Raw genomic sequence first — 24,208 nt, 5'->3', positions numbered from 1 at the left:
CGGCCGGCCATGTCCGGGGGAGCAGGCGGACGGCGGACCAGAGGGTCCTTACCGCTTGTGGCCGTTGCCGTGTCCGTCGGGGTGCAGGACCACCTTGGTCCAGCCTTCGTCACGGGCGTCGAAGTGCTCGTAGGCGGTGGGAGCCTCGTCCAGGCTGAGTTCGTGGGAGACGACGAAGCTCGGCTTCGCCTTCCCGCCGACGATCAGGTCCCGCAGCGCCCGGTTGTACCTCTTCACCGGCGCCTGCCCGGTCCCCATGTGCTGGCCCTTGAACCACATCATCCCGAAGTCGATCGGGACCTTGCCGTGCGCCTCCAGCTCGCCCTGGGCCTGCGCGCCGCCGGGGTCCTCGGGCAGGAACACGCCCACCACGCCGATGTCGCCGGTGAACCTGACCGAGTCGATCAGGCCGTTGAGCGTGAGGCTGGCGTCCTCGTGTCCCTGGGGGTCGTGTGCCTGGTAGCCGACGCATTCGCAGCCGTTGTCGGCACCGAGACCGAGGGTGGCCTCCTTGACGACCTCCGCCGGGTTCTGCTCGGCGGTGTTGATCGGGATGGCCCCGATCTCCTCCGCCTTGCGCAGCCGGTCGGGGTGGTGATCGGCCGTCCAGACGCGGCCGGCGCCCTTGAGGAGCGCGGAGTAGGTCGCCATCAGCCCGACGGGACCGGCCCCGAAGACGATGGTCTGGTCGCCCGGTTTGACGTGGGCCATCTCGGTGGCGTGATAGCCGGTGGGGAAGATGTCGGCGAGCATCACGTAGTCGGTCTGCCGCTCGGCGGCGTCCTCGCCCAGACGCAACGCGTTGAAATCGCCGTAGGGTACGCGCAGCAGCTCCGCCTGGCCTCCCTGGTAGGGGCCCATGTCGGCGAATCCGAAGGCGGCTCCGGCGAGTTCGGCTTGCGGTTGCATGGTCAGGCAGTAGTTGGTCAGGCCCCGCTCGCACTGCTTGCAGAAACCGCAGGCGATGTTGAAGGGCAGGACCACGTACTCGCCGACCTGTACCTTGCGGACGGCCGAGCCGACCTCCACCACCTGGCCCATGTTCTCGTGCCCCAGGGTGCGGCCGGACTCGAACGAGGTGCGGCCCTCGTACATGTGCAGGTCCGAACCGCAGATGTTGGTGGTGGTGATCTTGACGATGATGTCGCAGGGATGCTCGATCTTCGCGTCCGGTACGTCCTTCACTGCGACCGTCCGCGGTCCTTCGTATACCGCTGCTTTCATGATGACTTCTCTCGGTGTCACGGCGTGACCGCGGCACGGCGATGACGAGACGGCGCAAGGAGCCCGACTCCCGGAAGTACCACGACGGAGTCCGTGGCTCCGGCACGCCTCTGCGGGCCATTCACCCGGATCAGGTGGACGGGTGGTCCTGCCGCCGGTCCGCCAGGCGGAGCTTCGGCGCTCCAGCGGCGTAGCGTGCGGGTCCCCGTCGGCCTCCGAGGCGAAACAACCACACACCGATCGATCGGGTCAGTTCGCGGGCTGGTCGCCGTGGTCGTCGTGGAGCATGTCGCGACGTTCCTGTTCGCGCTTGGAGAAGGCGGCTGTGCGGATCGCCTCCGCGCTCTCGAAGCCGGATCCCAGCGCCCCGCCCACGGTGGCGATCGAAGAGACGAGCCAGGACAGTGTCCAGTACTCCGTGGCGTGCAGCGGGGATCGCGTCATGGATGCGAACACGCGGTCGTTGAGGATGAACAGCGCCGACACCAGATTGATGACGATCAAGCCTCCGTAGCAGACGATCACTCCGATGCCCACGGTCATGACCGTCGAGGCGTTGTAGAGGCTCGTCCTCTTCTTCTCCTCGGTCGAGGCGTCCGTTGGTCGATGCCACAGGTGCGCGTCCACGATCAGCCAGCCGATCATGAGCGTGACAGACCCGACCATGGCGATCACGAGGCGCGCGGTGCTCAGGGCCTCGGACAGGCTCCAGATGGTGGAGTTGACGGTGGCGATGGCTCCCGTGGCGAGTGCGGCCGCCAGGGCTTTCGACAGGCCCGGCACCAACCGCCACGGCCGGTTGGCACGGACCATACCGCCGAGCACTCTCAGGTAACCGCGCGGCCCGCTGACGACGTACCGCAGGTCAGCGATCTCGTCCTCGCCGATCGGGCCCTGGTGAACGGGTGCGAGACGGCTGACGAAGCGTCCCAGCGGCCGACGCCGCGGAGGTTGCTCGGTACTGGTGGCTCGCGGGCTCGCCAAGCTGAGCACGGTTTCTTTCACCGCCCGCATGGCTCTCGTCTGAAGACGCAGGCCGCCCAGCGGAGGAAGGGACAGCAGCGCCAGGCCGTGTTCATGGCTCAGGTCCACAACGAGCTTGTGCCCGTGCGAGTGCAGCGGAAGGTCGGTGATCGCCACGACGACGTCCCAGTTCTCGGCACGCCCGCGGTCCATGATCCGGCGCATCAACGTGGACAGATCCTCGGTCCCCGCGGTGAAGGGCTCACTGACCACCTCCACATCGAACCGTCGCCCCCGGCCCGACTTCTCGGCGAGCCGGGCGGGCAGTGTCCGAGCCATGCGCCGCGCGATCTCCGTCGGCGCGTCCGGATCCGCCAGGAGAGCCACGACCGTAACGCTCTGTGACGACACCCGCATCACCGGACCCTTCTCACCGGCTGCCCCGGCGATCCCAGTGCCCACAGGATGCCCCCGAGACAACGTCGGCGCCCCCTGACACCCCGCACAGTGAATGCATTTCTTCACTCAACACCTTGTCTGACTGTGACGATTCATGCATGCTGTGGAACCTCCCCAGTCCGGCTGCCCCCGGGAGAACCCCCGTGTCCACGCAAGCCACCTCCACACCGCCTGCCGCTTCCGCTCCCCCCGAGCCGCTGACCGGCTTTCATCTCCGGGTCACCGCAACCACGTTCGGCGCCAACTTTTCCGACGGATACGCGCTGGGCACCATCGGCGCCGTCCTTCCGGCTCTGAGCACCTCGATGCACCTGTCCGGCATCTGGCAGGGCCTGCTCGGCTCCTCCGCGCTCATCGGTCTCTTCTTCGGAAGCATCACGCTCGGCCGGGTCGCCGATGCGATCGGCCGCCAGAAGGTCTACCTCTACAACTTCGTCCTCATCGCCCTCGCCTCCGCCGCCCAGCTGTGGGCGCACGGCCCGGGGCTGCTGTTCGTCCTCCGCCTGCTGATCGGCTTCGGCCTGGGTGCCGACTACGCGGTCGGCCCGACCCTGCTCTCCGAGTTCGCGCCGCGGCGACTGCGCGGCGTCCTGCTCGGCTCGCTGACCGTGCTGTGGACCGTCGGCTACGTCCTTTCCAACATCCTGACCTCCTACCTGCCGCTGACCGACACCGCCGCACACTGGCTGCTCGCCAGCGGTGCCCTGCCCGCCCTGCTGGTCCTGTTGCTGCGGATCGGTATCCCGGAGTCCCCCAGCTGGCTGGCCTCCCAAGGCCGCGCCGACGAGGCCGCGCGGATCCGCCGCCGCTATCTGGGACAGACCTCGCCGACCGCCGAGGAGGCCACGGCATCCACGGCCGAGCCGCCGCCCGCCGCCCGCTACCGTGAGCTCTTCGCCCGCGGACAGGCGGCCAAGACCTGGTTCGGCGTGATCTTCTACAGCGCGCAGGTACTGCCCTACTTCGCGATCTACACCTTCATGTCGCAGATCCTGAGCACGCTGCGCATCAACGACGCGACCGCCCAGAACCTGGTGCTGAACCTCGCGCTCCTGTCCGGCGGCGTACTCGGACTGTGGCCGGTGCAGCGGATGGGGCGGCGACCGTTCACCATCGGCACCTTCGCCGTCCTGACCGTCTGCCTGGCGCTGATGGCCGTGCTCAGCGGCGCCTCCGGCTGGGCGCTGATGATCCCCTTCCTGGTGTACACCTTCGTGATGGCCGGCGCCTCCAACATCACCCAGGTCTACCCGCCCGAGCTGTTTCCCACGGCGCTGCGCGGCTCAGGCGTCGGCTTCCTCAACGGCACCAGCCGGGTCGCCTCCGCCGTCGGCACCTTTGTCCTGCCCGTCAGCCTCACCCGCCTCGGGGTGGGCTGGTCGATGGGCTGGATGGCCCTGGTCCTGCTCCTCGGCACAGCCGTCAGCATGGCGTGGGCCCCGGAGACCCGTGACGCCCCCACCGCGGAAGACTGGCACCACTGATGACACCACAGCAGACAGCCGACACCGTCCCCGCCGCCGTGCCCGACGCGCGCACCCTCGCCCTGGACTCCGTCACCCTGGACGGCCGGTCGTTGACCATTCCCCAGACCGCCGCTCTGGCGCGCGGCACCGCCCGCCCGGTGATCGACGCCGCGGCCCGTGCCCGGCTGGTCGAGGCCGGCCGGGTCGGCCGCGCGGTCGTCCGGCGGCGTCCGGTCTACGGCTACACCACCGGCGTGGGCGCCAACCGCACCACCGTCGTCCCGGAGCAGTCCGCGGAGGACTTCGGTATGCGCCTGTTGCGCAGTCACAGCGGCGGGATCGGCCCACTGGTCCCGGACGAGCAGGTCCGGGCCATGCTCGCGGTACGGCTCAATCAGCTGCTGGCCGGCGGCTCGGCCGTCTCCGCGGCGGTGGCGGACCGGCTGGCCCAGGCCCTGACCAGCGGGCACCTGCCGCGCGTCCACTCCCTGGGGTCGATCGGCACCGGTGATCTGTCGGCCCTCGCCGAGCTCGGACTCACCCTCGCCGGAGAACTGCCCTGGCACGGCGGTTCCGGGCCCGCCCCGGCCGCCCTGCGGCTCACCCGGTGGGACGCGCTGCCGCTCATATCCAGTGGTGCGCTGACCGTCGGCCAGGCCGCCCTGGCCACCGACGACCTGGTCCGTCTGCTGGATCGCGTGCCCTTGGTCGCGGCACTGACCCTCACCGCGGTACGCGGCTCCACCGAGCCCTACGCGGCACACGTACACACCCGCCGCGCTCATCCGGGGGCACAGCACCTCGCCGCACGCATGCGCTCGCTGCTCGCCGCCGCCGACTGGCAGCCCGCCCTGATCCAGGACCCCTTCGGGCTGCGTTGCCTGCCGCAGGTGCACGGCACCGCGCTGGAGGCACTGGACAGCCTGCGGACAGTACTTCACGTCGAACTCAATGCGGCGCTCGAGAACCCACTGCTCGACCCGGACACCCAGGAGTACCACCACCACGGCGGCTTCCACTTCGCCCGCCTGGCGTTGGCCCTGGACCAGCTCCGGCTGGCGCTGCTGAGCACCGCCGAGCTCTCCACCACCCGTCTGGGCATCCTCGTCGAACCGGCCTTCACGTCACTGCCACCGTTCCTCGCCGAGAGGGAAGACGGCAGCAGCGGGGTGATGATCACCGAGTACGCCGCACAGTCCGCCTTGGCCGAACTGCGAGGCGCCGCCCAGCCAGTGACGCTCGGACACGCGGTCATCTCCCGCGGAGTCGAGGAACACGCCAGCTTCGCCTCCACCGGCGCCCGTCGGCTGCTGGAGTCCGCCGAGCATTTCCGTCTGGTGCTGGCCTGCGAACTTCTGGCCGCGGTCAGGGCGCTGCGCATGCGTGGAGTCCTTCCGCCGGGCAACGGCGAACTGCGCGACTTCTACCACCAGGCCGTTGCGCGGCTCGACCCCGCGATCCGCGATCGCAACCTGTCCGCCGACGTGGCGGCCGCGGCCGGACTGCTCTGACCAGGCACGGTTCCACAGCGCGCGGGCGTCTGTCGGCCTGGCCCTGTCGGAGCCGGGGCGGCGTGCGGCGGGCCCCGCGGCGGGTGACCGCGCCGACGCCGGTCGCCGCGGTCGCGGAAGACGGCCGCCTCGATCCGCCGCCCGGCAGGCGGAGTTGGCCGCGCCGATCCCGGCTGCCGGCCGGCTCGGGGCGGTGAAGCCGCCGTACGGGCGCGGCGGCTTCCTGGTCGGGACGGAGCAGGCGGCGGGGCTCGTCGGTGAGTTGGTGAGCTGATCCACGATCTCCGACGGCCGCGACCCCCTGGCCGAGCCGCCCGCCCCCCAGCCCGGCCCGCACCGCGCGGGTCCTGACGCGGGGGCGGCGGCGTTTTCGCCGTGGCCGGCGGCGCCCGGCGTCAGGCGGAGGCCGCGCGCAGGGCCAGTGCGGCCGCCGCGAGCAGGGTGAGGACGACGACCGGGGCCACCGCGAAGTCCTTCACGCGCAGGTGGAAGATCACCGCGCCGACGAAGTAGAGAACCAGACCCACGGCCGCGGCCTCGCCGAGGAGGGGGACGGCCAGGCCGGCGAGGAGGCCGAGGGCGCCCGCCAGCTTGGCGGTGGCGAGCCATGGCAGCCAGGAGTCCGGCACGCCCACCTTGGTCATGCTGCTCACGACCTGCGGATTGCGGGTGAACGTGAGGAACGCGGAGGCGGCGCAGGCGAGCGCGAGCAGCGCGGCCACGACGAGGTAACCAATGAACATGGGTGAACTCCAACGATCCGGGGACGGAAACCGTTGAACCGTATCAATGATTTGCCGGGGTCCATAGTCGGGCCGCTGTTACGGTAGGCGCCATGGCAGCTGCGCATCCGAACGACCGACTCGGCTTTCTCCTCTCCTTCCGCGGGGAGCTCACCGGCGCGCGCATCCGTGCCGCCCTGGCGGTCGCCGGTCTGCACCCGCGCAACGCGATGACCCTGATGCAGCTCGCCCCCGGCCCGACCAGTCAGCGTGAGCTGGCCGTCACGATGGGGGTGGATCCCAGTCAACTGGTCGCGTTCCTCAATGAGTTGGAGTCCTCGGGGCTGTGCGAGCGGCGTCGTGACCCCGCCGACCGGCGGCGGCACATCGTGGAGATCACCCCGGCCGGCCGCGAGGCCCTGGAGCGCATCGACACGGCGGTGAGCGCGGCCGAGCGCGAGCTCTTCGGCGGTCTCACCGAGGCCGAGCAGGCCCAGCTGCGGGACCTGCTCGACCGCGTGGTGGTGGACCCGGCCGCCCACGAGTGCGGCGAGTAGCCGGCGTTCGGCAGGCGGCCCGCAGGACAGTCGGCCGGTGACCGACGGGCGGACCGAGGGAGGGTCAACCGGCGGTCGGCGGGCGCCGGGGGACGGCCAGCCGGTGACCGGCAGGTGGTCCGAGGGGCGGTCAGCAGATGGTCGGCAGGCGGCCCGGAAGGCGGTCAGCCGTTGGACGGCCGGGGCGTGCCGAGGGGGGAGCCGGGTCGGGCCATCAGCGCCTCGACGATCCTCATCAGCCGCTCCCCCGCCCGGTCGATGCTTCCGTTCTGCGCGCTGACCTGAGCGCCTTCGAGGACGAAGGTGATCTCGGCCGCGGTCTGCTCGGGGTCGGGCAGACCGGCCTGCGCGCACATGCCGACCAGCCTGCGGGTCTGCTGGGCCTTGTGCCGCTCGATGACCTGCCGTGCGGGATGGTCGCGGTCGGGCAGTTCGGCGATGGAGTTGATGAACGGGCAGCCCCGGTGTGAGATCGCGGGCAGTCCGTCGGCGATGAAGCGGGCCAGGGCCAGGATCTGCTCGCGGGGCTGCCCGGGGTGTTCGGCCTCGGCCCGGTCGAAGGCCGCCTGGTAGTCGGCGGCGACGATCCGCAGCCACTCCGCGACCAGCGCGTCCTTGGTCTCGAAGTGCCGGTAGATCGCCATCTTGGTGGTCTCGGCCTTCTCGGCGATCGCCTGGACGCCGACCCGCCGGATCCCCTCGCTCTGGAAGAGCTCCTCCGCGGCGTCGAGGATGCGCTCACGGGGCGGCAGCTTCGCCACCCTGCCCGGCCTGCTGGTGGTCGAAGCCATGACTACTCCGTGACGTCCGAGCGGTTCGCGTGTTCCTCAGCCTGTTACGGTACCAGTCCGTCCCGCTCGATACCGCTCGGTATCGCCCGAGACTCATGAGTATCGATCTGCCCGGGGAGAGACAGTGAGAGTGACCGAGTACGTGAGCTTCGACGCGGTCGGGCTCGCGGAGCTGGTGGCCAGGCGTGAGGTGACCCCCGCCGCGCTGGAGGCCGCCGCACGCGAGGCCGCGGCGGCGGTCGGTCCGCGGATCAACGCCGTCGTGGAGACGTGGCCGGCCGACGACGAGCCGCGGCCCGGCAGCACGCCGCTGGCCGGGGTGCCGTTCCTGATCAAGGACATCGGAGTCACCATGGCCGGCCGGCGGTCGGAGCTGGGCAGCCGTCTGGCGGCCGGCCATGTCGCCGGTGCCGACTCCTTCCTGATGGCGCGGCTGCGCCGGGCCGGCCTGGTGACCATCGGACGCACCGCCACGCCGGAGCTGGCGTACGACATCACGACGGAACCGGTGCTCCACGGCGCGACCCGCAACCCGTGGGACCCGGCGCGCACCGCGGGCGGTTCCAGCGGGGGCGCGGGCGCGGCCGTCGCCGCCGGGGTGGTCCCGATCGCGCACGCCACCGACGCCGCCGGCTCGCTCCGCGTCCCCGCCGCGTGCAACGGCCTCTTCGGACTGAAGCCCACCCGTGGGCGGGTCTCCATGGGGCCCGACGCCGACGAGGTGTTCAGCGGCCTGGCCGTGCAGGGCGCCGTCAGCCGCAGCGTGCGCGACAGCGCGGCCCTGCTCGACGCGATCAGCGGCCCGGAGCCCGGCGACCCCTACGTCGCCCCGCAGCCGTCGCGCCCGTACGCGCAGGAGGTCACCCGCCATCCGGGCCGACTGCGCATCGGTGTGCTCGCCGAGGCATGGGGCGGCCGCCGCACCACCCCGCCCGTGGCCGACGCGTTGTCCCGCACCGCCCGGCTGCTCGAATCCCTCGGCCACCACGTGGAGCCGGTCGCGGTCGAACTCGGCGTGGACTGGGAGGAGTTCGTCCTGGCCAACGCCCGGCTGATGACGGTGAACCTGGCGGCCACGGTGGACGGGCTGGCCGCCGCCCTCGGCCGGCCCGTCGACTCCTCGACCCTGGAGCCGGTGAGCCTGGCCGGCTACCGCTACGGGCAGCGGGTCAGCGGCCCCCGGTTCGCCGCAGCCCTCGCGGTCCGCAACCGGGTCGCACGGAGCCTGGCACGCCACTTCGACGGCCACGACGTCCTGCTCACCCCGACCCTGCCGGAGCTTCCGGCGCCGCTGGGCGCCCAGGCCGAGGGCGCGCAGGCGCTGGACGGCCTCGGCTGGATCGCCCGTGTCCTCGACCGCGCGCCGTTCACCATGGCGTTCAACGTGGCGGGCACGCCCGCCATGTCCGTGCCGGTGACGGCCGATCCCGCCACCGGGCTCCCGATCGGCATGCAGTTCGCGGCCGGTCACGGGCGCGAAGGCCGGCTCTTCCGGCTCGCCGGGCAGCTCGAACGGGCCGCGCCGTGGTCGGGCAGGACCCCCGCGGTGTGGGCGGGGCGGTAGCGGGGTCAGGCCGCGAGCGGCACCTCGGTGCCCGGGGCGACGCCCGGGTAGGCGTCGACGACCAGGTTGAGCTGGCGCTGCATGTACCAGATGTTCAGGCCGAAGACGAAGGACAGCCAGGTGCTCACGGCGGGGCTGCACGTCACCGGCAGACCGGCCGCGCGCTGCGCGTTCGCGATGGCCTTGCCGGTGTTGTGGTAGGAGACCAGCGGGGCGATCACGGTCCAGCTCAGGAAGAGCAGGACCAGCATGCTGCCCGCCGGACTGAGGGTCCGGCGCCGGTCGAACTCCTGCAACTCCTTGTGGATCTTGTAGTACCACACCAGCTGGTAGATCCCGAGCGTGACGATCGGCAGCCCCAGCCACACGGCGACGGGCCCGCGGCGCTTCATCGCCAGGCCCGGCAGCCGGTGCACGACCGGGGCGTCCGCGCCCGGCGCGATCGCGCCGCCGTCCGCGAACGGTGCGCTTCGGCTGTGCTCGGCGGTGGGTCTGATCTCGTCCATCTCGTGCTCCCCAACGGCTTGTTCTGATGTCAGACCGAGGAGCATGACAGGAAGTGAAGGGATTGTGAAGGTAGTTGGCGATTCAATGAAGAGTCGTCATGCGTTCGTGATCCAGGGCCTTCCTCAGGTTGTGCTCCGCGATCGACCGCATCGCCGCGCGGTGGGGGAAGTCGCCGTCCAGCAGGCGCAGCGGGCCCGCGGTGAGGGAGAGGTGGTGGGCCAGGGTGTAGAGGGCGAGCCTGCGGGCGTCCAGGCCGGGGGCGGACAGGGGGCCGTAGGAGTCGCCCAGCCGGATGCGCAGATAGGCGTGCTCCCATTCCCGGTCGAAGTACATGGTGCCCTCGATGTCGATCAGGGCCGGACTTCCCGTCTCGTCCACCAGGACGTGGTCCGGGCCCAGTTCGCCGTGGACCACCGTGTGCCGGGTACGGGGGCGCACGTCGGCGGCCAGGGCGAGCAGATGGTCCGTCAGGCGGGTCCTGGCCGCCGCGAGACGGGGCTCGCGCACGGCGGCCTCGGCCAGGTCCTCGAGGGCCCGGGCCAGGACGACCTGCTCGCAGCTGGTGCCGTGCGCGCGGCCCCCGCCGTCGACCAGGGCCACCTTGCCGTAGCCGGGGGCCCGGTGGGCGTGCATCGCCGACAGGGCGTCGCGTAGTCCGGCCATGGTCCGCGCGGCTGTCTCGGGAGCGTCGGCGAGCAGGGCCTGAAGGGTCCGGCCGCCGAGATCCTCCACGATCGCCAGGCCCGAGCCGGTGCGGTCGAGCAGGTGGAGCGCCGGGACGCGGACGCCCACGGCGGTCAGCCGGGTGTGCGCGGCCGCGAAGAGGTCCGGGCCGGTGCCCGGTGCGAGGGGGTCCGCCAGGTCGTCGCCGCCGGCCGCCGCGGGCCAGTGGTTCTCGTCGTCGTCCCAGACGTAGGCGATCGCCGTCGTCGCGTCGTCCATCCGGAGGCGGTAGACGCCCTTCCGGCTGCCGCCCGCCAGCCGCAGCGCCGCTTCCAGCCGGCGGCCGCCGCCGAGCGCGGAGCGCGCCGCGGCGGCCAGCCGGTGCCAGGGCAGCGATCTGGGCGCTCCGTGCTCCGTCACCACAACGATCCTTCGGTAGAGGCGAGTTCACGATCCTTTCGGCCGACGACGCTATGCCAGGACGCGGTGCGCGCGCGAACACTTATGCGGCGGCCACCGGTTGCTCGGCCTGCCGGACGGCGCGCTCGCGCCAGGGGATCCAGGTCGCGGTCAGGGTGACCGCCAGGGCCGAAGCGGCGACCACCGCCATGCCCAGGGTGAGACCGCCCGCGCCCGCCACGAAACCGATCAGGGCCGGGCCCGCCAGCAGGCCCGTGGTGCCCATGGCGGCGACCAACGACAGGGCGTCGGAGCCGTGTTCGGCGGCGGCGACGTAGACGCACGGGGTGATGGCGGCCGCGCCCAGGCCCACGCAGGCGAAGCCGAGGAGGGTCGGGACCACTCCGCCGGTCGACAGCGCCAGGGCCAGGCCCACGGCGGCCAGCGCGCTGCCGGCCCGCACCACCGGACCGTCGCCCCAGCGGTCGCGCCAGCGGTCCGCGCACGCCCGGGCCAGCAGCATCGTCGCGGAGACGACCGCGATGCCCAGCGGGGCCACCGTGGACGACGCCTTGACCGCGTCCTTGAGGTACAGGGTCGACCAGTCGTTCATCGCCCCCTCCGTGATGGTGCCGAACGTCATGGCGCAGCCCATGAGGAGGGTGGTCCAGGAAGGCAGCTTGAGGCGTCTCGGCTGCTTCCCGGTGGTGGCGGGCGGTGGGGAGGTGTCGGGCAGCAGGGCCCGGCGGGCGGCCGCCAGCAGGAGGAGCAGGAGCGCCCCGGCCGCCGCGAAGTGGGCCGGGACCGACTGCGTCAGGGTGGTGGCCCCCGAGGTGAGCAGGGACGCCGCGAGCAGGCCCGCGCTGAACGTGGCGTGCAGCTGGGACATCGCCGTGCGACCGTACGTCGTCTCCAGGGCCGCGCCCTGGGCGTTCATGGCGACGTTGAGACAGCCGACGGCCACGCCGTCCGCGCAGACCGCGAGGAGCGCCAGCGGGTAGTCGGGGACCACCGACAGGGCCGCCAGCACGGCGATCAGGGCCAGCGCCGACAAGAGGGCCAGGCGGCGCGAGCCCAGGCGCCGCATCAGGACCGCGACCAGGGGGAACGCGGCCGCCGCGCCCGCGCCGCAGGCCATCAGGAGAAGGCCCACTTCCCCGGCTCCCAGGTCCAGGCGGGTCTTCAGCGCGGGGAGGCGGGAGACCCAGGTGCCGTACTGGAAGCCGAGGAAGCAGAACAGTGCCGCGATCGACCACTTGGCCCGCGGGAAGGAGGGCATCAGCGTGTCCTCACCGTCTCGCGGGGCAGGAGCGCGGTCGTGGTCGCGGACATGTAGAGGGCGTCCCTGCCGTAGGCCGGCGGGACGCGGGCCTCGTGACGGGGTTCGTAGCCGTTGGCGCGCCAGAACGTCTCCTTGCCGTCGACCGCGACCAGCGAGACGGTCTCGAAGCCCAGGGCGGCGGCCGCCTCGGTCACGTGGCGGGCGAGTCGGGTGCCGAGGCCCCTGCGGCGCAGGGGCGCGCTGATCACGAGGTCGTGCAGGTGGAGGTTGGGGCCGGCGCGGTGCACCGCGGGTTCCGGGCGGGTGGGGTCCGGGCAGTCGAGGTGGGGGTAGGGCAGGGCCAGGGCGTAGCCCGCGAGGCGGCCGTCCGCGTCGAGGGCGAAGCAGGTGGCGGGTGAGGAGGCGGCCCGGGAGCGCAGCAGTTCCTCGCCCTCGGCGAGGGAGAGGTGCGCGTAGGTCTCGTGTTCCAGGGCCGCCAGGCGGGGCCAGTCGCGGGCCGCTATCTCCCGGATGTGTATGCGGTGTTCCATCTCAGGGCCGTTCGTCGTCTGGGGAGTGGTGCGTGCGGACGCAGACGCAGGGCAGCGGGCCGAAGCCGTTGAAGCCCCTGGTGGTGTAGCTGGTGGCGTAGGCGCCGGCGGAGAGGATCCACACCGGGTCGCCGGAGGTGACCGTCCCGGGGACGCGCACCGGGTGGCGGCCCTCCCCGTACGCGTCGTCGCTGTCGCACGTCGGACCGGCGACGATCGCGGGCACCGTGTCCGCCGTCCCGGGGTGGCCGGGGAAGACCATCTCGTGGGTCAGCTGGTCCATCTCGTAGAGGCCGTTGAACTTGCCGCAGCTGAGGTAGAGCCAGTGCGCGTCCTCGCCGTCCGGCTGCCGGCGGCGGGTGAGGCGGGCGACATGGGCGCGGACGGCGCCGTGGTCGGCGACCAGATGGCGGCCGGGTTCCATGACGAAGTCGACGGGGGCGAGGGCGCGCAGGCGCTCCATGCCCTCGCGGAGCACGGTGAGGATCTTGTCGAGGGGCGGGTCGAGGGGGTTGCCGTGGCGGTCCCGGTAGCCGAGTGCGGGCAGGCCGCCGCCGAGGTTGACGTGGTCCGGTGCGATCCCCCGCCCGGCCAGCGCGGTCAGGGTGTCGGCGAGCAGGTCGAAGGCCGCCTGCCAGCCCTCGGCGGTCATCTGCTGGGAGCCGACGTGGACGGAGAGACCGGCCGGGGTCAGGCCCGCCGCGCGGGCGGTCTCCAGTACCCGTACGGCGTCCTCGGGGGCGCAGCCGAACTTGCGGTTCAGGCCCCACAGCGCGCCCTGGCCGCTGGTGGCGAGGCGGCAGAACACCCGGGCGCCGGGGGCGTGCCGGGCGATGGCGGTGACGTCCTCGACGCTGTCGGTGGCGAAGGTGCGCACGCCCAGCCGGTGGGCCTCGGCGATGTCCTGGTCGGACTTGACGGTGTTGCCGTAGTGGACGCGGTCGGGGCCGACGCCGGTGCGGAGGGCCTGGGCGATCTCGGCGGGGCTCGCGGCGTCGAATCCCGCGCCGCGGTCGGCGAGGACGGTGAGGACCTCGTCGACCGGGCAGGCCTTGAGGGCGAAGCGGATCAGGGTGCCGGGCAGCTCGGCCAGCAGTGAGTCGTACTGGCGCTCGATGCCGGTGAGGTCGTAGACGATGCGGTCGGTGTCGGCGGCGGACAGGGCCGCGGTGAGCGCGCCCGCCCGGGTGCGCGGCGGGTGCTCGCGGTCCCGGGCCGGCGGCGTGCCGGGCCCGGCCCGGTGCCCCTGCGGTGCGCTCATGTGCGGGCCGCCTCGATCAGCGCGGGCCAGGACTCGATCAGCCGGGCGTAGTCCTCGATGTCCGAGCGGGCCTCGTCCAGCAGTCCCTCGCGCTCCCCCGCCACCAGGTCGGCGAACTCGGCGTACTTGCCGCCCAGTTTGCGGTAGGCCGTGTCCAGCCGGTCCAGGCGCCAGATGTTCTCGGTGCGGTCCAGGGCAGTGCTTTCGCGGAGGAAGGCCGTGACCGTCTCGGGCCGTACGTGTCCGAGGTCGTCCAGGAGGGCGCTGCCCGCGGCGGTCATGCGGTCGTAGACGTGGTGGAAGTAGCGCATCGACAGCAGGAACTTCACGAAGCGGCGCTGGTAGGCGAGGAAGCCGGCGGGGGTGCGGCGTTCGGGGGTGTGGAAGTTCTCGATGTGGCGGTTGTGCAGGATGCCGGGCAGGGTCGCGTCGTGGACGAGGTGGATGAGGAAGTAGTCGCTGCCGATGGTGTCGGTGGCCGGGGGCAGCGGGACGCGTTCGTAGACCGCCCGGTCGAAGGCGATGTTGCACATGTCCACCCGCATCGGGTCGACCAGGGTGAGGGTGGAGCGGTCGCCGGTGAAGGGGGCGGTGCCCGCGCCCGTGAAGGACTCGGCCACCAGGTCCCGGGTGCGCTCCTCGGGCCAGTCGCCGGGGGCCCAGAGGCTGACCACGTCGTGGTAGACGGCCGGGTCCAGGCTTCGTATCTCGCCGATGTCGACGGAGAGTTCGCCGATGAAGGAGGCGCCGGCCATGGACACCCGGTGGTGGGCGTGGGCCGGGTCGAGGTCGGTGCGCAGGCCGACGGCCGTGGCCTCGGCGGCGGGGCGGCCCAGCCAGGGCAGCTCGTGGTGGACGGGGAACACCGGCTGTCCGGCGTGCACCTGGTAGGTGCTGTCGGAGTCCCTGCGGTGCACGGAGTCGCAGCCGAGGGCGGCGGCGAACAGGAAGGCGCGGTTGGTGCAGGCGCCGTAGGAGACGGTGGGCGGGAGCATCAGGCGCAGCAGGCGGGCGGGCAGGCCCGCCTTCTCGATCAGCTCGCCGAGCCGGGCGCGCTGCTCGGTCTCGTCCAGGTGGTGCACCGTGACGCGCGGTCGCTCGGGCAGTGCGGCGATGACACGGAGGTGGTCGGCTCGGGTGCGCTCGTCGGCGGAGTCGAGGATCAGCAGCTGGACGTCGGCGCCGAAGTGCCGGGCGGCGTAGTCGGCTTCGGCGTGCAGGGCGGTGATCGTGGCGGGGCAGGCCCGGTTGGTGGGCAGGCAGAGGCAGATCCGGTTCACTGTGCGTCGTCCCCGCTGTTCCAGGAGTCGAGGCCGAGCAGCTTGCGCCCGAGCCCGGTCAGTTCGGCGGGCCCGTAGCGCAGGGCCTCCGGTCGGCGGGCGTCACCGAGCAGGGTGGCGTTCCAGTCGGGGGTGGCGAGGGTGCGCCAGGAGTGCACGCGGGCGTCGCGCAGCGCGGTGTGCTCCTCCAGGGCGGGCATCATCGACAGGTACTGCACGGCTCGGACACCGTTGTCAGAGAGGTTCGGGGCGACGCCGTGCGCGAGCAGGCCGTTGAAGATCAGCAGATCGCCGGCCTGGAGGTCGGGGCGGACCACGGGGAACTCGGCGCGGTCGGCGTTCGGGCGGATGGGGTCGCGGCCCGGCGGCTGGGCGACGCGCCATTCCTCGAAGCGCCGGAAGAGTTCCGGGGCACACTGGAAGCCGCCGAGTTCGGGCTGGGTGTCGTTGAGGGCGATGATGCCCTGCACGCGCTGGGGCAGCACGGCGAGGGTGCTGTCGACGTCCCAGTGCAGTTCGATGTCGAAGCCCTCGTCGGTGGGGTCGATCAGGGACCGCGAACGGGTGCGGGTGTTGGGCGGGTTGAGGTTGAGGCGGTCGAGGGTGACCCACAACTCCTCGCAGTCCCAGACGTCCACGAAGGCGTCGTGGACCCGCTGGGTCTGGCGGCTGTTCCAGATGAGCTGGTGGTGGTACGCCTCGACGAAGCCGTAGATGAACAGGTGCTGGTCGAGTTCGGAGCGGAACTCCGGTTCCTCGTACCAGGTGTCCGGCCGGTCGGGGTCGAGACCCTGGAACTGCCAGGCGAAGTCGAGGAGTTGCTTGGCCTCGCCGGGGGTGATGGCCTCGCGGACGACGACGTAGCCGTACGTCTGCCAGAAGGCGAAGTCCTCTTCCGAAAGCACCCGCAGCGGCAGTGACTTCCGGATGTCGCGCAGGGGGGTCGGGGCGAGGTAGGTCTCGCCGTCGGCGCTGAAGTAGGGGCGGTGGGACGCCGCGCGGTGGAGATAGGGGTCGGGTGTCTGCATGCGGGCACTCCGGGATGACGGATGCGGATGGCGGTGAGACATGTGCCGGTGGCATGCGCCGGGGCGCGAGGGGGCCACCAGGTTCCCTGAAAGGCGTGGAGGGCGGCCGCCGCCCGCCGGTCGGGCGTGTGGGGGACGGGCGACGGCCGTGGGGGCGGGGACACGGTCCCCGCCGGGCAGGGGCGAGGAAGCGATCCTCACCGGACTCGGGGCGGAGACACGGTCCCCACCGGACTGAAGGCGAGGAAACGAACCTCACCGGACTCGGGGCGGAGACGCGGTCCCCACCGGACTGAAGGCGAGGAAACGAACCTCACCGGACTCGGGGCGGAGACACGGTCCCCACCGGACTGAAGGCGAGGAAACGAACCTCACCGGACTCGGGGCGAGGACACCGTCCCCGCCGGACTGGAGGCGGGGTACCCCCGCCTTAGTGGGGCGGGGCTCAGCCCGCGACGACGGCCTCGGCGGCCGCGATGCCGCAGACGCGGGCGGCGCCGTAGGTGGCGATGTGCAGGGCACCGCGCGGGGCGGCGCCGGGGAGGCCCATCTCGACGACGACGGTGTCGGGGCGGGCGGCGAGCAGGGTGTCGAGGGCGGTGCGCATCCAGTCGTGGCGGTGTTCGTCGCGGACCACGGCGACGATCCGGCGGCCGTCGGCGGCGGCGAGGGCGAGGGCGCCCGCGTCCGCGCCGGTGAAGGAACCGTCGGAGCTGCCGGGCAGCAGCCGCCGCAGCTCGTCGGCGACGCCCCAGGGGGTCTGGTCGCCGACGGCGATGTTGGGTTCGGGGTTGAACTGGGCCACGTACACGGGCTGGTCGACGGGCGCGGCCGGCCCGGACCGGGTCACGCGCACCGCGCGGCGGGCCGCGGTCAGGCCGATCTCCGGCGCGGGTTCGGTCTTCGCCGCGTCGCCGCGCGCGGCGGCGGTCCAGCTCGCCAGCTCGCGCACCCGGGCGGCCGCGTCGGCGAGCCGCTCCTCGGGCAGTTCGCCGGAGCGTACGGCGGCCACCAGCGCGTCCCGCAGCCCGAGCACGGTGCCCTCGTCGGACGGTCCGCCGCCCACGCAGATGGCGTCGGCGCCGGCCGCGATGGCGAGGACCACGCCGTGCGCCATGCCGTAGGTGCCGGAGATCGCGTGCATGTCGATGCCGTCGGTGACGATCAGCCCCTGGTATCCGAGTTCGCCGCGGAGCAGCTCGGTCAGGACGCGGGGGGAGAGGGTGCCGGGGCGGTCCGGGTCCAGGGCCGGGACGAGGATGTGCGCGCTCATGATCGCCCGGGTGCCGGCGGCGATCGCCGCGCGGAACGGGGGCAGTTCGCGGGCGAAGAGGGTCTCCGCGTCGACGTCGATGCGGGGGACGACGTGGTGGGAGTCCACGTTGGTGTCGCCGTGGCCCGGGAAGTGCTTGGTGCAGGCGGCGACGCCGGTGGACTGGAGTCCCTCGACCCAGGCGGCGGTGTGCCGGGCGACCAGGTCGGTGTCGGCGCCGAAGGAGCGGACACCGATGACGGGGTTGTCCGGGTTGGCGTTGACGTCGGCGGAGGGCGCCCAGTCGAAGTTGACGCCGCAGGCGGCGAGGCGGCGGCCCAGCTCGCGGGAGACGGCGCGGGTCAGGTCCGGGTCGTCGACGGCGCCGAGGGCGTGGTTGCCGGGGAGGGCGGAACCGGTACGCACGTCGAGGCGGGTGACGTCGCCGCTCTCCTCGTCGATGGCGATCAGCAGGTCGTCCCGCTCCGCGCGCAACTGCGCGGTCAGCGCGGTGACCTGGGCCTCGTCGACGACGTTGCGGCCGAACAGGGCGATGGAGGCGAGGCCCTCCCCCAGGCGGCGGCGCACCCAGTCGGGCACGGTGGTGCCGGCGAAGCCCGGTTGCAGCACCGCGAGGGCGTCCCGGGTGAGGGTGTCGCCCGCGGCGGAGCCGCTGCCGGACCCGGTGGTGGCGAGTGTGGTCATGGGGGCGTCATCCCTTCACGGCGCCGTCGGTCAGACCGCTGACAGCCTTGCGTTGCAGGAAGATGAAGAGGATCAGGATGGGCAGCGCGAACAGGGACGACGCGGCCATGGTGGCGCCCCAGTCGTCGCCGAAGGCGGTCTGGAACTGGGACAGCCACAGCGGCAGGGTCTGCTTCTCGATGTCCTTGTTGAGGATCAGGACCAGCGGGAACTCGTTCCAGGCGGTGATGAACCCGAACAGCGAGGTGGCCATCAGGCCGGGCGCGAGCAGCGGGAAGATCACCTTGCGGAAGGCCTGGAGGCGGGTGCAGCCGTCGACCATCGCCGACTCCTCCAGCTCCTTCGGCACGGCGGCGATGTAGCCGCGCAGCGTCAGGACGGTGAGGGGCAGCACCATCATCGTGTAGAAGACCGTGAGCGGCACCAGGCTGTTCAGCATGTCGCCGTCGCGCACGATCATGTAGATGGCGATGATCATGACCTCCCAGGGGGCCATCTGCGCCAGCATGAACGTGATGATGAACCCGCGCCGGCCCTTGAACCGCATCCGGGCGAGGGCGAAGGAGGCGAACAGGGCGATGACGAGCGACAGCACCACCGAACAGACCGTCACGGTGACGGAGTTGACGACCAGCGTCCAGAAGTGGTCCGCGTGGACCGCCTTGTCGAAGTGGCCGAAGGTGACGTGGGTGGGGAACCACACCGGGTTCTCGGTGACGATGTCGCCGGTCGGCTTGAAGGCCGTGGCGAACATCCAGTAGACGGGGAACACGAAGCCGACGAAGAGGACGACGGCGGTCGCGTTGGGCCAGATACGGCCGATGAGCGAGCGCTTCACAGCTCGTCCTCCTCTTGCTTGAGCACCATGCGCAGGTAGTACGAGGTGATGACGAGCAGCACCAGGATGGTCAGGAAGGAGATCGCCGCGCCGACCCCGAAGTGCTGGTTGCCGACGCCCTCGACGTAGGCGTAGATCGGCAGGGTCTCGGTGAGCCGGTCCGGGCCGCCCTCGTTCATGGCGAAGACCTGCGCGAACGCCTTGAAGACCCAGATGACCTCGAGGAAGGTCGTGGAGTAGAGGAAGGGCCGCAGGAAGGGCAGGGTCACGGAGGTGAAGCTCTGCCAGGCGCCGGCGCCGTCCAGGGACGCCGCCTCGTACAGTTCCTTGGGGATGGTGGTGGTGGCGGCGTACAGGTTGATCGCGACGAACGGGACCGACTGCCACACGATGAGCAGGACGATCACGGAGAACGTGGAGAACTGGCTGCCCATCCAGTTGTAGTCGGCCATCGAGTGCCAGCCCAGCTTGTCCAGGACCCAGTTGACGACGCCGAAGCGCTGGGCGAACAGCCACTGGTAGACGGTGGTGGCGGCGATGACGGGCATCGCCCAGGCGAGCACGAGGCCCACCAGGAGGGTGAGCCGCATCTTCTTGCCGAGGCGGGCCAGCAGCAGTCCGATCAGGGTGCCGATCACCATGATCAGGACGACGTTGGCGGCGGTGAAGAAGACCGAGCGCTCGACGACCTTCCAGAAGTCCGAACCGGTCAGGACCTGCTGGTAGTTGTGGAAGCCGTTCCACTCGGTGAGGTGCTGGATGAGCTGCCGCGGGTTGAGGTTCTGGAACGACAGCATGCCGTTCTTGACCAGCGGCCAGCCCAGCAGGACCAGTGTGGCCGCCAGCGCGGGCAGCAGGAGGAGATAGGGGGCGGCGGCGGCACGGCCGGCCGCGGACCGGGAGGCGCCGGCCTCACCGCGCGGGGGCGCCGGCATCCGGGCCTTGCGGACAGCGGGCTCCCCGGCCGTGTCCGTGCCTTCGGTCTGCACTGACATGAGTCGTCATCTCTTCCGTGGCCGTACGGCATTCGTGTGCCCTGCGGGCGCCAGGGGAACGCGCACGGCGCAGGTGAGCCGGGGGCGTCGCGGTGACGCCCCCGGCGTGGGACTAGTTCTGCTGGGCCAGACGCTCGTTGATCTGGCCTTCGACGTCCTTGGCGGCGGCGGCCGGGGACTTACCGTTCAGCACGGCGGTCATGTACGACTTGATGGGGTTCGGGGTGTTCTCCACCGCGGCCCACTCGGGGATCAGCGGGGTGGTGCCGCCGACCGCGGCGCCCGGGGCCGCGGCCTCGGCGGCGCCGTTGCCCTTGAGGTTGCTCTCCAGGGACTCCTTGTTCGGGATGACGCCGCCGAGCTTGGCCAGCTCGCCCTCGTACTGGTCGGACAGGGCGACCTTCAGGAACTCCTTGGCGAGCGACTGCTTCTTGCTGTTCTGGGCGATGGCCAGGTTGGAGCCGCCGAGGAAGACGCCCTCGGGCTTGTCCGCGGTGGCACCCGGGATGGTGAAGTAGCCGAGGTCCTTCTCGATGGCCTTGTTGGCCTGGATGGCGGTGGCGGCCTCCCAGCCCATGCCGATGAAGGCACCGGTCTTGCCCTTGGCGAAGACGGTCGCCTGCTGCGGGGTGGCCTCGTCCTTGTCCTTGGGGGCCTTGGAGTAGGAGGCGTACTTCTTGTAGATCTCCATGGCCGCGCTCACCTTGGGGTCGGCGAGGTTGGAGACGTACTTGTCGCCCTGCTTCTTCACCAGGTCGCCGCCCTGGCCGACGATCAGGCCGTCCAGGAAGTACCAGTTCTGGCCCGGCAGGTAGATCGGCTCGGCGTCCGTCTTCTTGCCGATGGCGTCCAGGTCCTTGAAGAACTCGTCGCGGGTCTTCGGCGTCGTCTTGATGCCGGCCTGGGCCCAGATCTTCTTGTTGTAGATGACGACGCGGTTGGCGAAGTACCAGGGGGCGGCGTACTGCTTGCCGTCGAAGACGGAGGACTGGGAGACGGAGGCGGTCCAGTCGGCGCCGACGGCCTTCTTGACGTCGCTGAGGTCGGCGAGGCCGCCGGTGGAGGCGTAGGCGGGGGTCTGGGTGTTGCCGACCTCCAGGACGTCCGGCGGGTTGTCCTCCGAGAGGGCGGTGGTGATCTTCTGCTGGATCCCGTCCCACTTCTGGATCTCGAACTTCACCTTCGCGCCGGTCTTCTTCTCGAAGGCGGCCTGGACGTCCTTGGTCCACTGCGCCGGAGCGGAGCCGTCCATCGTCCAGACGGTCAGCGTCTGGCCCTTCCAGCTGTCCGGACCCGCGTCCTTGCTGTCGTCGCTCTTGCTCCCGCCGCACGCCGCAACGGAGACCATCATGCCCGCGATCACTATCGCGGCTGCGAGCTTGCGCTTCACGCCACCCTCCTCAGGGATGCCACTAACCCCCCACGCCCTCGGCGGTGACCTGCGTACGACGCTGTTGCACGTAGGGCTCGGGACCCGGCCACTAATGGTGTAGACCAGTAGGGTGGAGCTTGGCCTAGACCTTTCGGGGTGTCAAGGGTGGTCCCGGAGGCGGATGGAGGCCGTTACGAGAAAGTCACCGGAGTGCTTTCGTCCGCTTCGGCGCCCGGGCCCGCGTCCACATCCGTCCCTTTCGCCCGGCCCGTTCTTTTGGACTAGACCATAGGGCACTTGGTCGCTATAACGGGAGCCCATCGACAGAGCCGGGAAGGCAGGCATGACCACCGACGTCAGCAGCGGCCAGCCGCGCGGGGGGCCGGCCGGCCGCAGCGCGCGCGTGCCGAAGTACTACCGGATCAAGCAGCAGTTGCTCGCCATGACCGACGCGCTGCAACCCGGTTGCGCGGTACCGGCGGAACGGCTGCTCGCCGTGCGGTTCGACACGTCCCGGACCACCGTGCGCCAGGCGCTCCAGGAACTGGTCGGCGAGGGACGGCTGGACCGGATCCAAGGCAAGGGCACCTTCGTGGCGCAGCCGAAGCTGTACCGCACGCTCCAACTGACCTCGCACACCGAGGACATGCGGGCGCAGGGGCTGGCACCGGCGTCCCAGGTCCTCGACGTCGGGGAGGTGGCGGCGGACGCGCGGCTGGCGGAGCTGCTGGGCATCGCGGTCGGGGAGCCCGTGCTGCGGATCGAGCGGCTGCGGCTGGCCAGCGGGGAGCCGATGGCGATCGAGACGACGCATCTGTCGGACCGGCGCTTCCCCGGGCTGCGCGGCGTGCTGGACTCCTGCCCCTCGCTGTACACCGCGCTCGCGGAGGTCTACGGGGTGCGGCTGTCGTCGGCCGACGAGACGATCGAGACGTCCTTGTCGACGCCTCGGGAGGCGGAGTTGCTGGCGACCGACGTGGGGCTGCCGATGCTGCTGCTGTCGCGGCACTCGCGGGACGCGGAGGGTTCGCCGGTGGAGTGGGTGCGGGCGGTCTACCGCGGGTCGCGGTACAAGTTCGTGGCCACCCTGCGCCGGCCCCCGCTGGCGACGCCCGTACGCCGGGACTAGGGTCTTTCGTCTGGATCAGGCCGGATCCGCGATGGTGAGCGGCACTTCGGGCCGCCGCCGGAGCCGGGCCGCTCGGCTCGGCTCGGCTCTGGCGGGGAGTGTCCGGCCGGGCCGCCGGTCAGTCCAGGAACGCCTTCTCGATCCACCGCCGTACCGCCCGCGGGCGCATCCGGTGGAGGCGGTCCACCGTGTCGGCGACCTCCTGGGGGCCGCCCACCGCGAGGAACTTCTCGCGGACCAGGTCGGTGTGGTGGGCGCGGGTCTCCGGGCCCGCGGCGCCGACCGGGATCAGCCGGGTGCGGGAGACGACGCGGCCGTCGGTGAGGCGGACGGTGACCCGGGCGCCGGTGGCCTTGGTGGAGCGGGAGAAGTCGCGGTTGTCGGCCCGGGCCGCGCCCACCAGGTCCACGAGTTCGTCGCCGCCGAAGCCGCGCAGCCACGGCACCGCCAGGTCGCCCGCCTCCCGCACCGCCTCGCCGAACGGGGCGTCGGACAGGAAGAGTTCGCGGGTCATCTCGGTGTCGTGCTCCAGCCGGATGCGCTTGGCCAGGGCCCAGCGGTCGAGGTCGTCCACGTTCGGGGAGGAGAAGTCGTCCACCGAGAACTCGCCGGTGAGCAGGGTGGTGGCCACGGGGTAGGGGACGTCGAGGACCAGCGCGCCGAGCGGGGAGCCGGGGCCGGTGACGTAGGCGGCGGCTCGCTCCCCCGCGAACAGGGTGTAGAGGGACGCCTCCACCACGACCTCGGCCACGTCGCTCGGCCGCAGCGGGCCCAGTTCGCGGTGGATCTCGGCGGCGCAGTCCACGGCCGCGTCGATGCCGGGACCGCCGGGGTGCATCTTGAAGGAGAGGGTGTCGGTGTGCCAGCGGCGGCCGAGGCCCTTGGCGACCGCCTGCGGCAGCGGCACGGTGGCGAAGCGGGCGAGGAAGCCGTCGCTGTGCTCCATGATGTCGGGCGCCCCGCGCAGTCCCGCGTACGCCGCGTCGCAGGCGTCCATCGCCGTGCGCACCGGGGTGAAGGTGTTGAACAGCCGGGCGTCGCTGGCCAGGAAGGCGCGCATCAGGGGCCAGTTGGGCATGGCGAAGGCCAGCCCGAAGGCGTTCTCGTACAGGCTCGCCGGGGCCCGGTCGCAGTGCAGCCGGCCGGCGACCGCGCCGGCCAGGTGGGTGTGCACGGCGCTCTGTCCGCGCAGCGGGCCGAGGGTCGCGGAGGCGGTGATGCGGGCCGCGCACTCGTTGGCCACGACCACCGAGGTCAGCAGGGACAGGCCGTCCAGGCGCCGGGCGTAGGCGAAGGCGAGCGGGACGGCGACGGTGGAGTTGGACAGGTGTCCGGCGTACGCCGTGTCGTCGAGGTTGAGCCAGGAGCCGAGCGCGGCGAAGACGCCGGCGGCCTGCCGGGGGTCGCGCTGCATGGGGTGCCCGAAGGCGGCAACCAGCTTGCGGCCGAGCGGGTGCTGGAGTCCGGCGCGGATGGAGGCGATCTGCGACAGCACCTGGCTCGCGGCGAGCTTGAGCACCCGGCACGGGACGTCCTGCGGTCGCAAGGTGGCGGCCCAGTGGGAGAGTTCGCGCAGCGGGGTGTCCGCGCCGGCGGGGCCGTGGGCGGGCCGGGACGGGGCCTGGGCCTGTTCGGCCCAGTCGGCGCACAGCGCCCGGGCGACGCTCTCCGCGAGGACGGCGGTCATGGCGGTACCTTCCGTGCGTGCGT

The 24,208-nt window shown here is 71.8% G+C and carries 21 protein-coding genes; 5 read left to right on the top strand and 16 right to left on the bottom strand.

The features are described from left to right. Positions 1 to 48 precede the first annotated feature (48 nt). The gene (locus ACSP97_RS27400) at positions 49 to 1,224 is read right to left on the bottom strand and encodes a glutathione-independent formaldehyde dehydrogenase (RefSeq protein ID WP_440554698.1); all 1,176 of its coding nucleotides are present in this window, start codon (positions 1,222 to 1,224) and stop codon (positions 49 to 51) included. A gap of 249 nt (positions 1,225 to 1,473) precedes the next feature. Beyond that, positions 1,474 to 2,604, bottom strand: a complete 1,131-nt coding sequence (locus ACSP97_RS27395; RefSeq protein WP_440558484.1) for a hypothetical protein — start codon at positions 2,602 to 2,604, stop codon at positions 1,474 to 1,476. A 140-nt stretch (positions 2,605 to 2,744) separates the two neighbouring features. Here ACSP97_RS27395 and ACSP97_RS27390 point away from each other — a divergent pair, with 140 nt between their 5' ends. Both ACSP97_RS27390 and ACSP97_RS27385 read left to right on the top strand, forming a co-directional pair. Then, positions 2,745 to 4,130 (top strand): MFS transporter, encoded by a 1,386-nt coding sequence (locus tag ACSP97_RS27390; protein WP_382070200.1) that lies wholly within the window; start codon positions 2,745 to 2,747, stop codon positions 4,128 to 4,130. Continuing rightward, complete coding sequence (locus ACSP97_RS27385; protein ID WP_440554695.1) at positions 4,130 to 5,623, top strand: aromatic amino acid ammonia-lyase; 1,494 nt, start codon at positions 4,130 to 4,132, stop codon at positions 5,621 to 5,623. Before ACSP97_RS27390 ends, ACSP97_RS27385 begins: the two co-directional genes overlap by 1 nt. Positions 5,624 to 6,018: 395 nt before the next feature. Here the strand turns inward: ACSP97_RS27385 and ACSP97_RS27380 are convergent, their stop codons facing one another. Further along, the gene (locus tag ACSP97_RS27380) at positions 6,019 to 6,366 is read right to left on the bottom strand and encodes a DoxX family protein (protein WP_355148486.1); all 348 of its coding nucleotides are present in this window, start codon (positions 6,364 to 6,366) and stop codon (positions 6,019 to 6,021) included. A gap of 92 nt (positions 6,367 to 6,458) precedes the next feature. Between ACSP97_RS27380 and ACSP97_RS27375 the strand changes: the two genes are divergently transcribed. After that, entirely contained in the window at positions 6,459 to 6,902 is a 444-nt protein-coding gene (locus ACSP97_RS27375) for a MarR family winged helix-turn-helix transcriptional regulator (protein ID WP_355148488.1), read from the top strand. 164 nt (positions 6,903 to 7,066) lie between these two features. On the opposite strand, the gene ACSP97_RS27370 is transcribed toward ACSP97_RS27375, so the two are convergent. Beyond that, entirely contained in the window at positions 7,067 to 7,693 is a 627-nt protein-coding gene (locus tag ACSP97_RS27370) for a TetR/AcrR family transcriptional regulator (RefSeq protein WP_355530874.1), read from the bottom strand. Between the two features lie 124 nt (positions 7,694 to 7,817). On the opposite strand from ACSP97_RS27370, the gene ACSP97_RS27365 reads away from it, so the two are divergent. Beyond that, complete coding sequence (locus ACSP97_RS27365; protein ID WP_440554692.1) at positions 7,818 to 9,257, top strand: amidase; 1,440 nt, start codon at positions 7,818 to 7,820, stop codon at positions 9,255 to 9,257. 5 nt (positions 9,258 to 9,262) lie between these two features. On the opposite strand, the gene ACSP97_RS27360 is transcribed toward ACSP97_RS27365, so the two are convergent. The 11 genes from ACSP97_RS27360 to ACSP97_RS27310 all read right to left on the bottom strand — a co-directional run bounded on the left by ACSP97_RS27360 (position 9,263) and on the right by ACSP97_RS27310 (position 21,387). Then, complete coding sequence (locus ACSP97_RS27360; RefSeq protein ID WP_382008403.1) at positions 9,263 to 9,763, bottom strand: DUF4234 domain-containing protein; 501 nt, start codon at positions 9,761 to 9,763, stop codon at positions 9,263 to 9,265. A gap of 82 nt (positions 9,764 to 9,845) precedes the next feature. Next, positions 9,846 to 10,820, bottom strand: a complete 975-nt coding sequence (locus tag ACSP97_RS27355; RefSeq protein WP_440558483.1) for a phosphotransferase family protein — start codon at positions 10,818 to 10,820, stop codon at positions 9,846 to 9,848. Positions 10,821 to 10,929: 109 nt separating this feature from the next. Then, a complete protein-coding gene (locus tag ACSP97_RS27350; protein WP_358674586.1) occupies positions 10,930 to 12,105 on the bottom strand; it encodes an MFS transporter in 1,176 nt (391 codons plus the stop codon). Further along, on the bottom strand, positions 12,105 to 12,638 hold the full coding sequence (locus ACSP97_RS27345) for a GNAT family N-acetyltransferase (RefSeq protein ID WP_358301458.1): 534 nt from the start codon (positions 12,636 to 12,638) through the stop codon (positions 12,105 to 12,107). Before ACSP97_RS27345 ends, ACSP97_RS27350 begins: the two co-directional genes overlap by 1 nt. Before the next feature lies 1 nt (position 12,639). Then, the gene (locus tag ACSP97_RS27340; RefSeq protein ID WP_358674580.1) at positions 12,640 to 13,899 is read right to left on the bottom strand and encodes a type III PLP-dependent enzyme; all 1,260 of its coding nucleotides are present in this window, start codon (positions 13,897 to 13,899) and stop codon (positions 12,640 to 12,642) included. Continuing rightward, entirely contained in the window at positions 13,896 to 15,179 is a 1,284-nt protein-coding gene (locus ACSP97_RS27335; protein ID WP_440554689.1) for a DUF6271 family protein, read from the bottom strand. Before ACSP97_RS27335 ends, ACSP97_RS27340 begins: the two co-directional genes overlap by 4 nt. Then, positions 15,176 to 16,207, bottom strand: a complete 1,032-nt coding sequence (locus ACSP97_RS27330) for a phytanoyl-CoA dioxygenase family protein (RefSeq protein WP_355148502.1) — start codon at positions 16,205 to 16,207, stop codon at positions 15,176 to 15,178. Before ACSP97_RS27330 ends, ACSP97_RS27335 begins: the two co-directional genes overlap by 4 nt. A gap of 445 nt (positions 16,208 to 16,652) precedes the next feature. Further along, positions 16,653 to 18,164 (bottom strand): glycoside hydrolase family 3 protein, encoded by a 1,512-nt coding sequence (locus ACSP97_RS27325; RefSeq protein WP_355148504.1) that lies wholly within the window; start codon positions 18,162 to 18,164, stop codon positions 16,653 to 16,655. Positions 18,165 to 18,171: 7 nt separating this feature from the next. After that, a complete protein-coding gene (locus ACSP97_RS27320; RefSeq protein WP_355148506.1) occupies positions 18,172 to 19,002 on the bottom strand; it encodes a carbohydrate ABC transporter permease in 831 nt (276 codons plus the stop codon). Continuing rightward, the gene (locus ACSP97_RS27315) at positions 18,999 to 19,997 is read right to left on the bottom strand and encodes a carbohydrate ABC transporter permease (RefSeq protein ID WP_355329397.1); all 999 of its coding nucleotides are present in this window, start codon (positions 19,995 to 19,997) and stop codon (positions 18,999 to 19,001) included. The genes ACSP97_RS27320 and ACSP97_RS27315 overlap by 4 nt, the downstream gene beginning before the upstream one ends. Positions 19,998 to 20,109: 112 nt before the next feature. Continuing rightward, positions 20,110 to 21,387 carry an extracellular solute-binding protein gene (locus ACSP97_RS27310; RefSeq protein WP_355530886.1) on the bottom strand — a complete coding sequence of 426 codons (1,278 nt, stop codon included), beginning with the start codon at positions 21,385 to 21,387 and terminating at the stop codon, positions 20,110 to 20,112. Positions 21,388 to 21,712: 325 nt separating this feature from the next. Here ACSP97_RS27310 and ACSP97_RS27305 point away from each other — a divergent pair, with 325 nt between their 5' ends. Then, a complete protein-coding gene (locus ACSP97_RS27305) occupies positions 21,713 to 22,498 on the top strand; it encodes a GntR family transcriptional regulator (RefSeq protein WP_440554685.1) in 786 nt (261 codons plus the stop codon). Positions 22,499 to 22,616: 118 nt separating this feature from the next. Here the strand turns inward: ACSP97_RS27305 and ACSP97_RS27300 are convergent, their stop codons facing one another. Further along, complete coding sequence (locus ACSP97_RS27300; RefSeq protein ID WP_355148514.1) at positions 22,617 to 24,185, bottom strand: MmgE/PrpD family protein; 1,569 nt, start codon at positions 24,183 to 24,185, stop codon at positions 22,617 to 22,619. Positions 24,186 to 24,208: the final 23 nt, after the last annotated feature.

The organism is Streptomyces sp. SCPE 10 (genome assembly GCF_051980735.1).
In the GTDB taxonomy this organism is placed as follows: domain Bacteria; phylum Actinomycetota; class Actinomycetes; order Streptomycetales; family Streptomycetaceae; genus Streptomyces; species Streptomyces misionensis.
The sequence above is the reverse complement of the archived record's forward strand: the minus strand, read 5'-3'. Positions and strand labels throughout refer to the sequence as shown.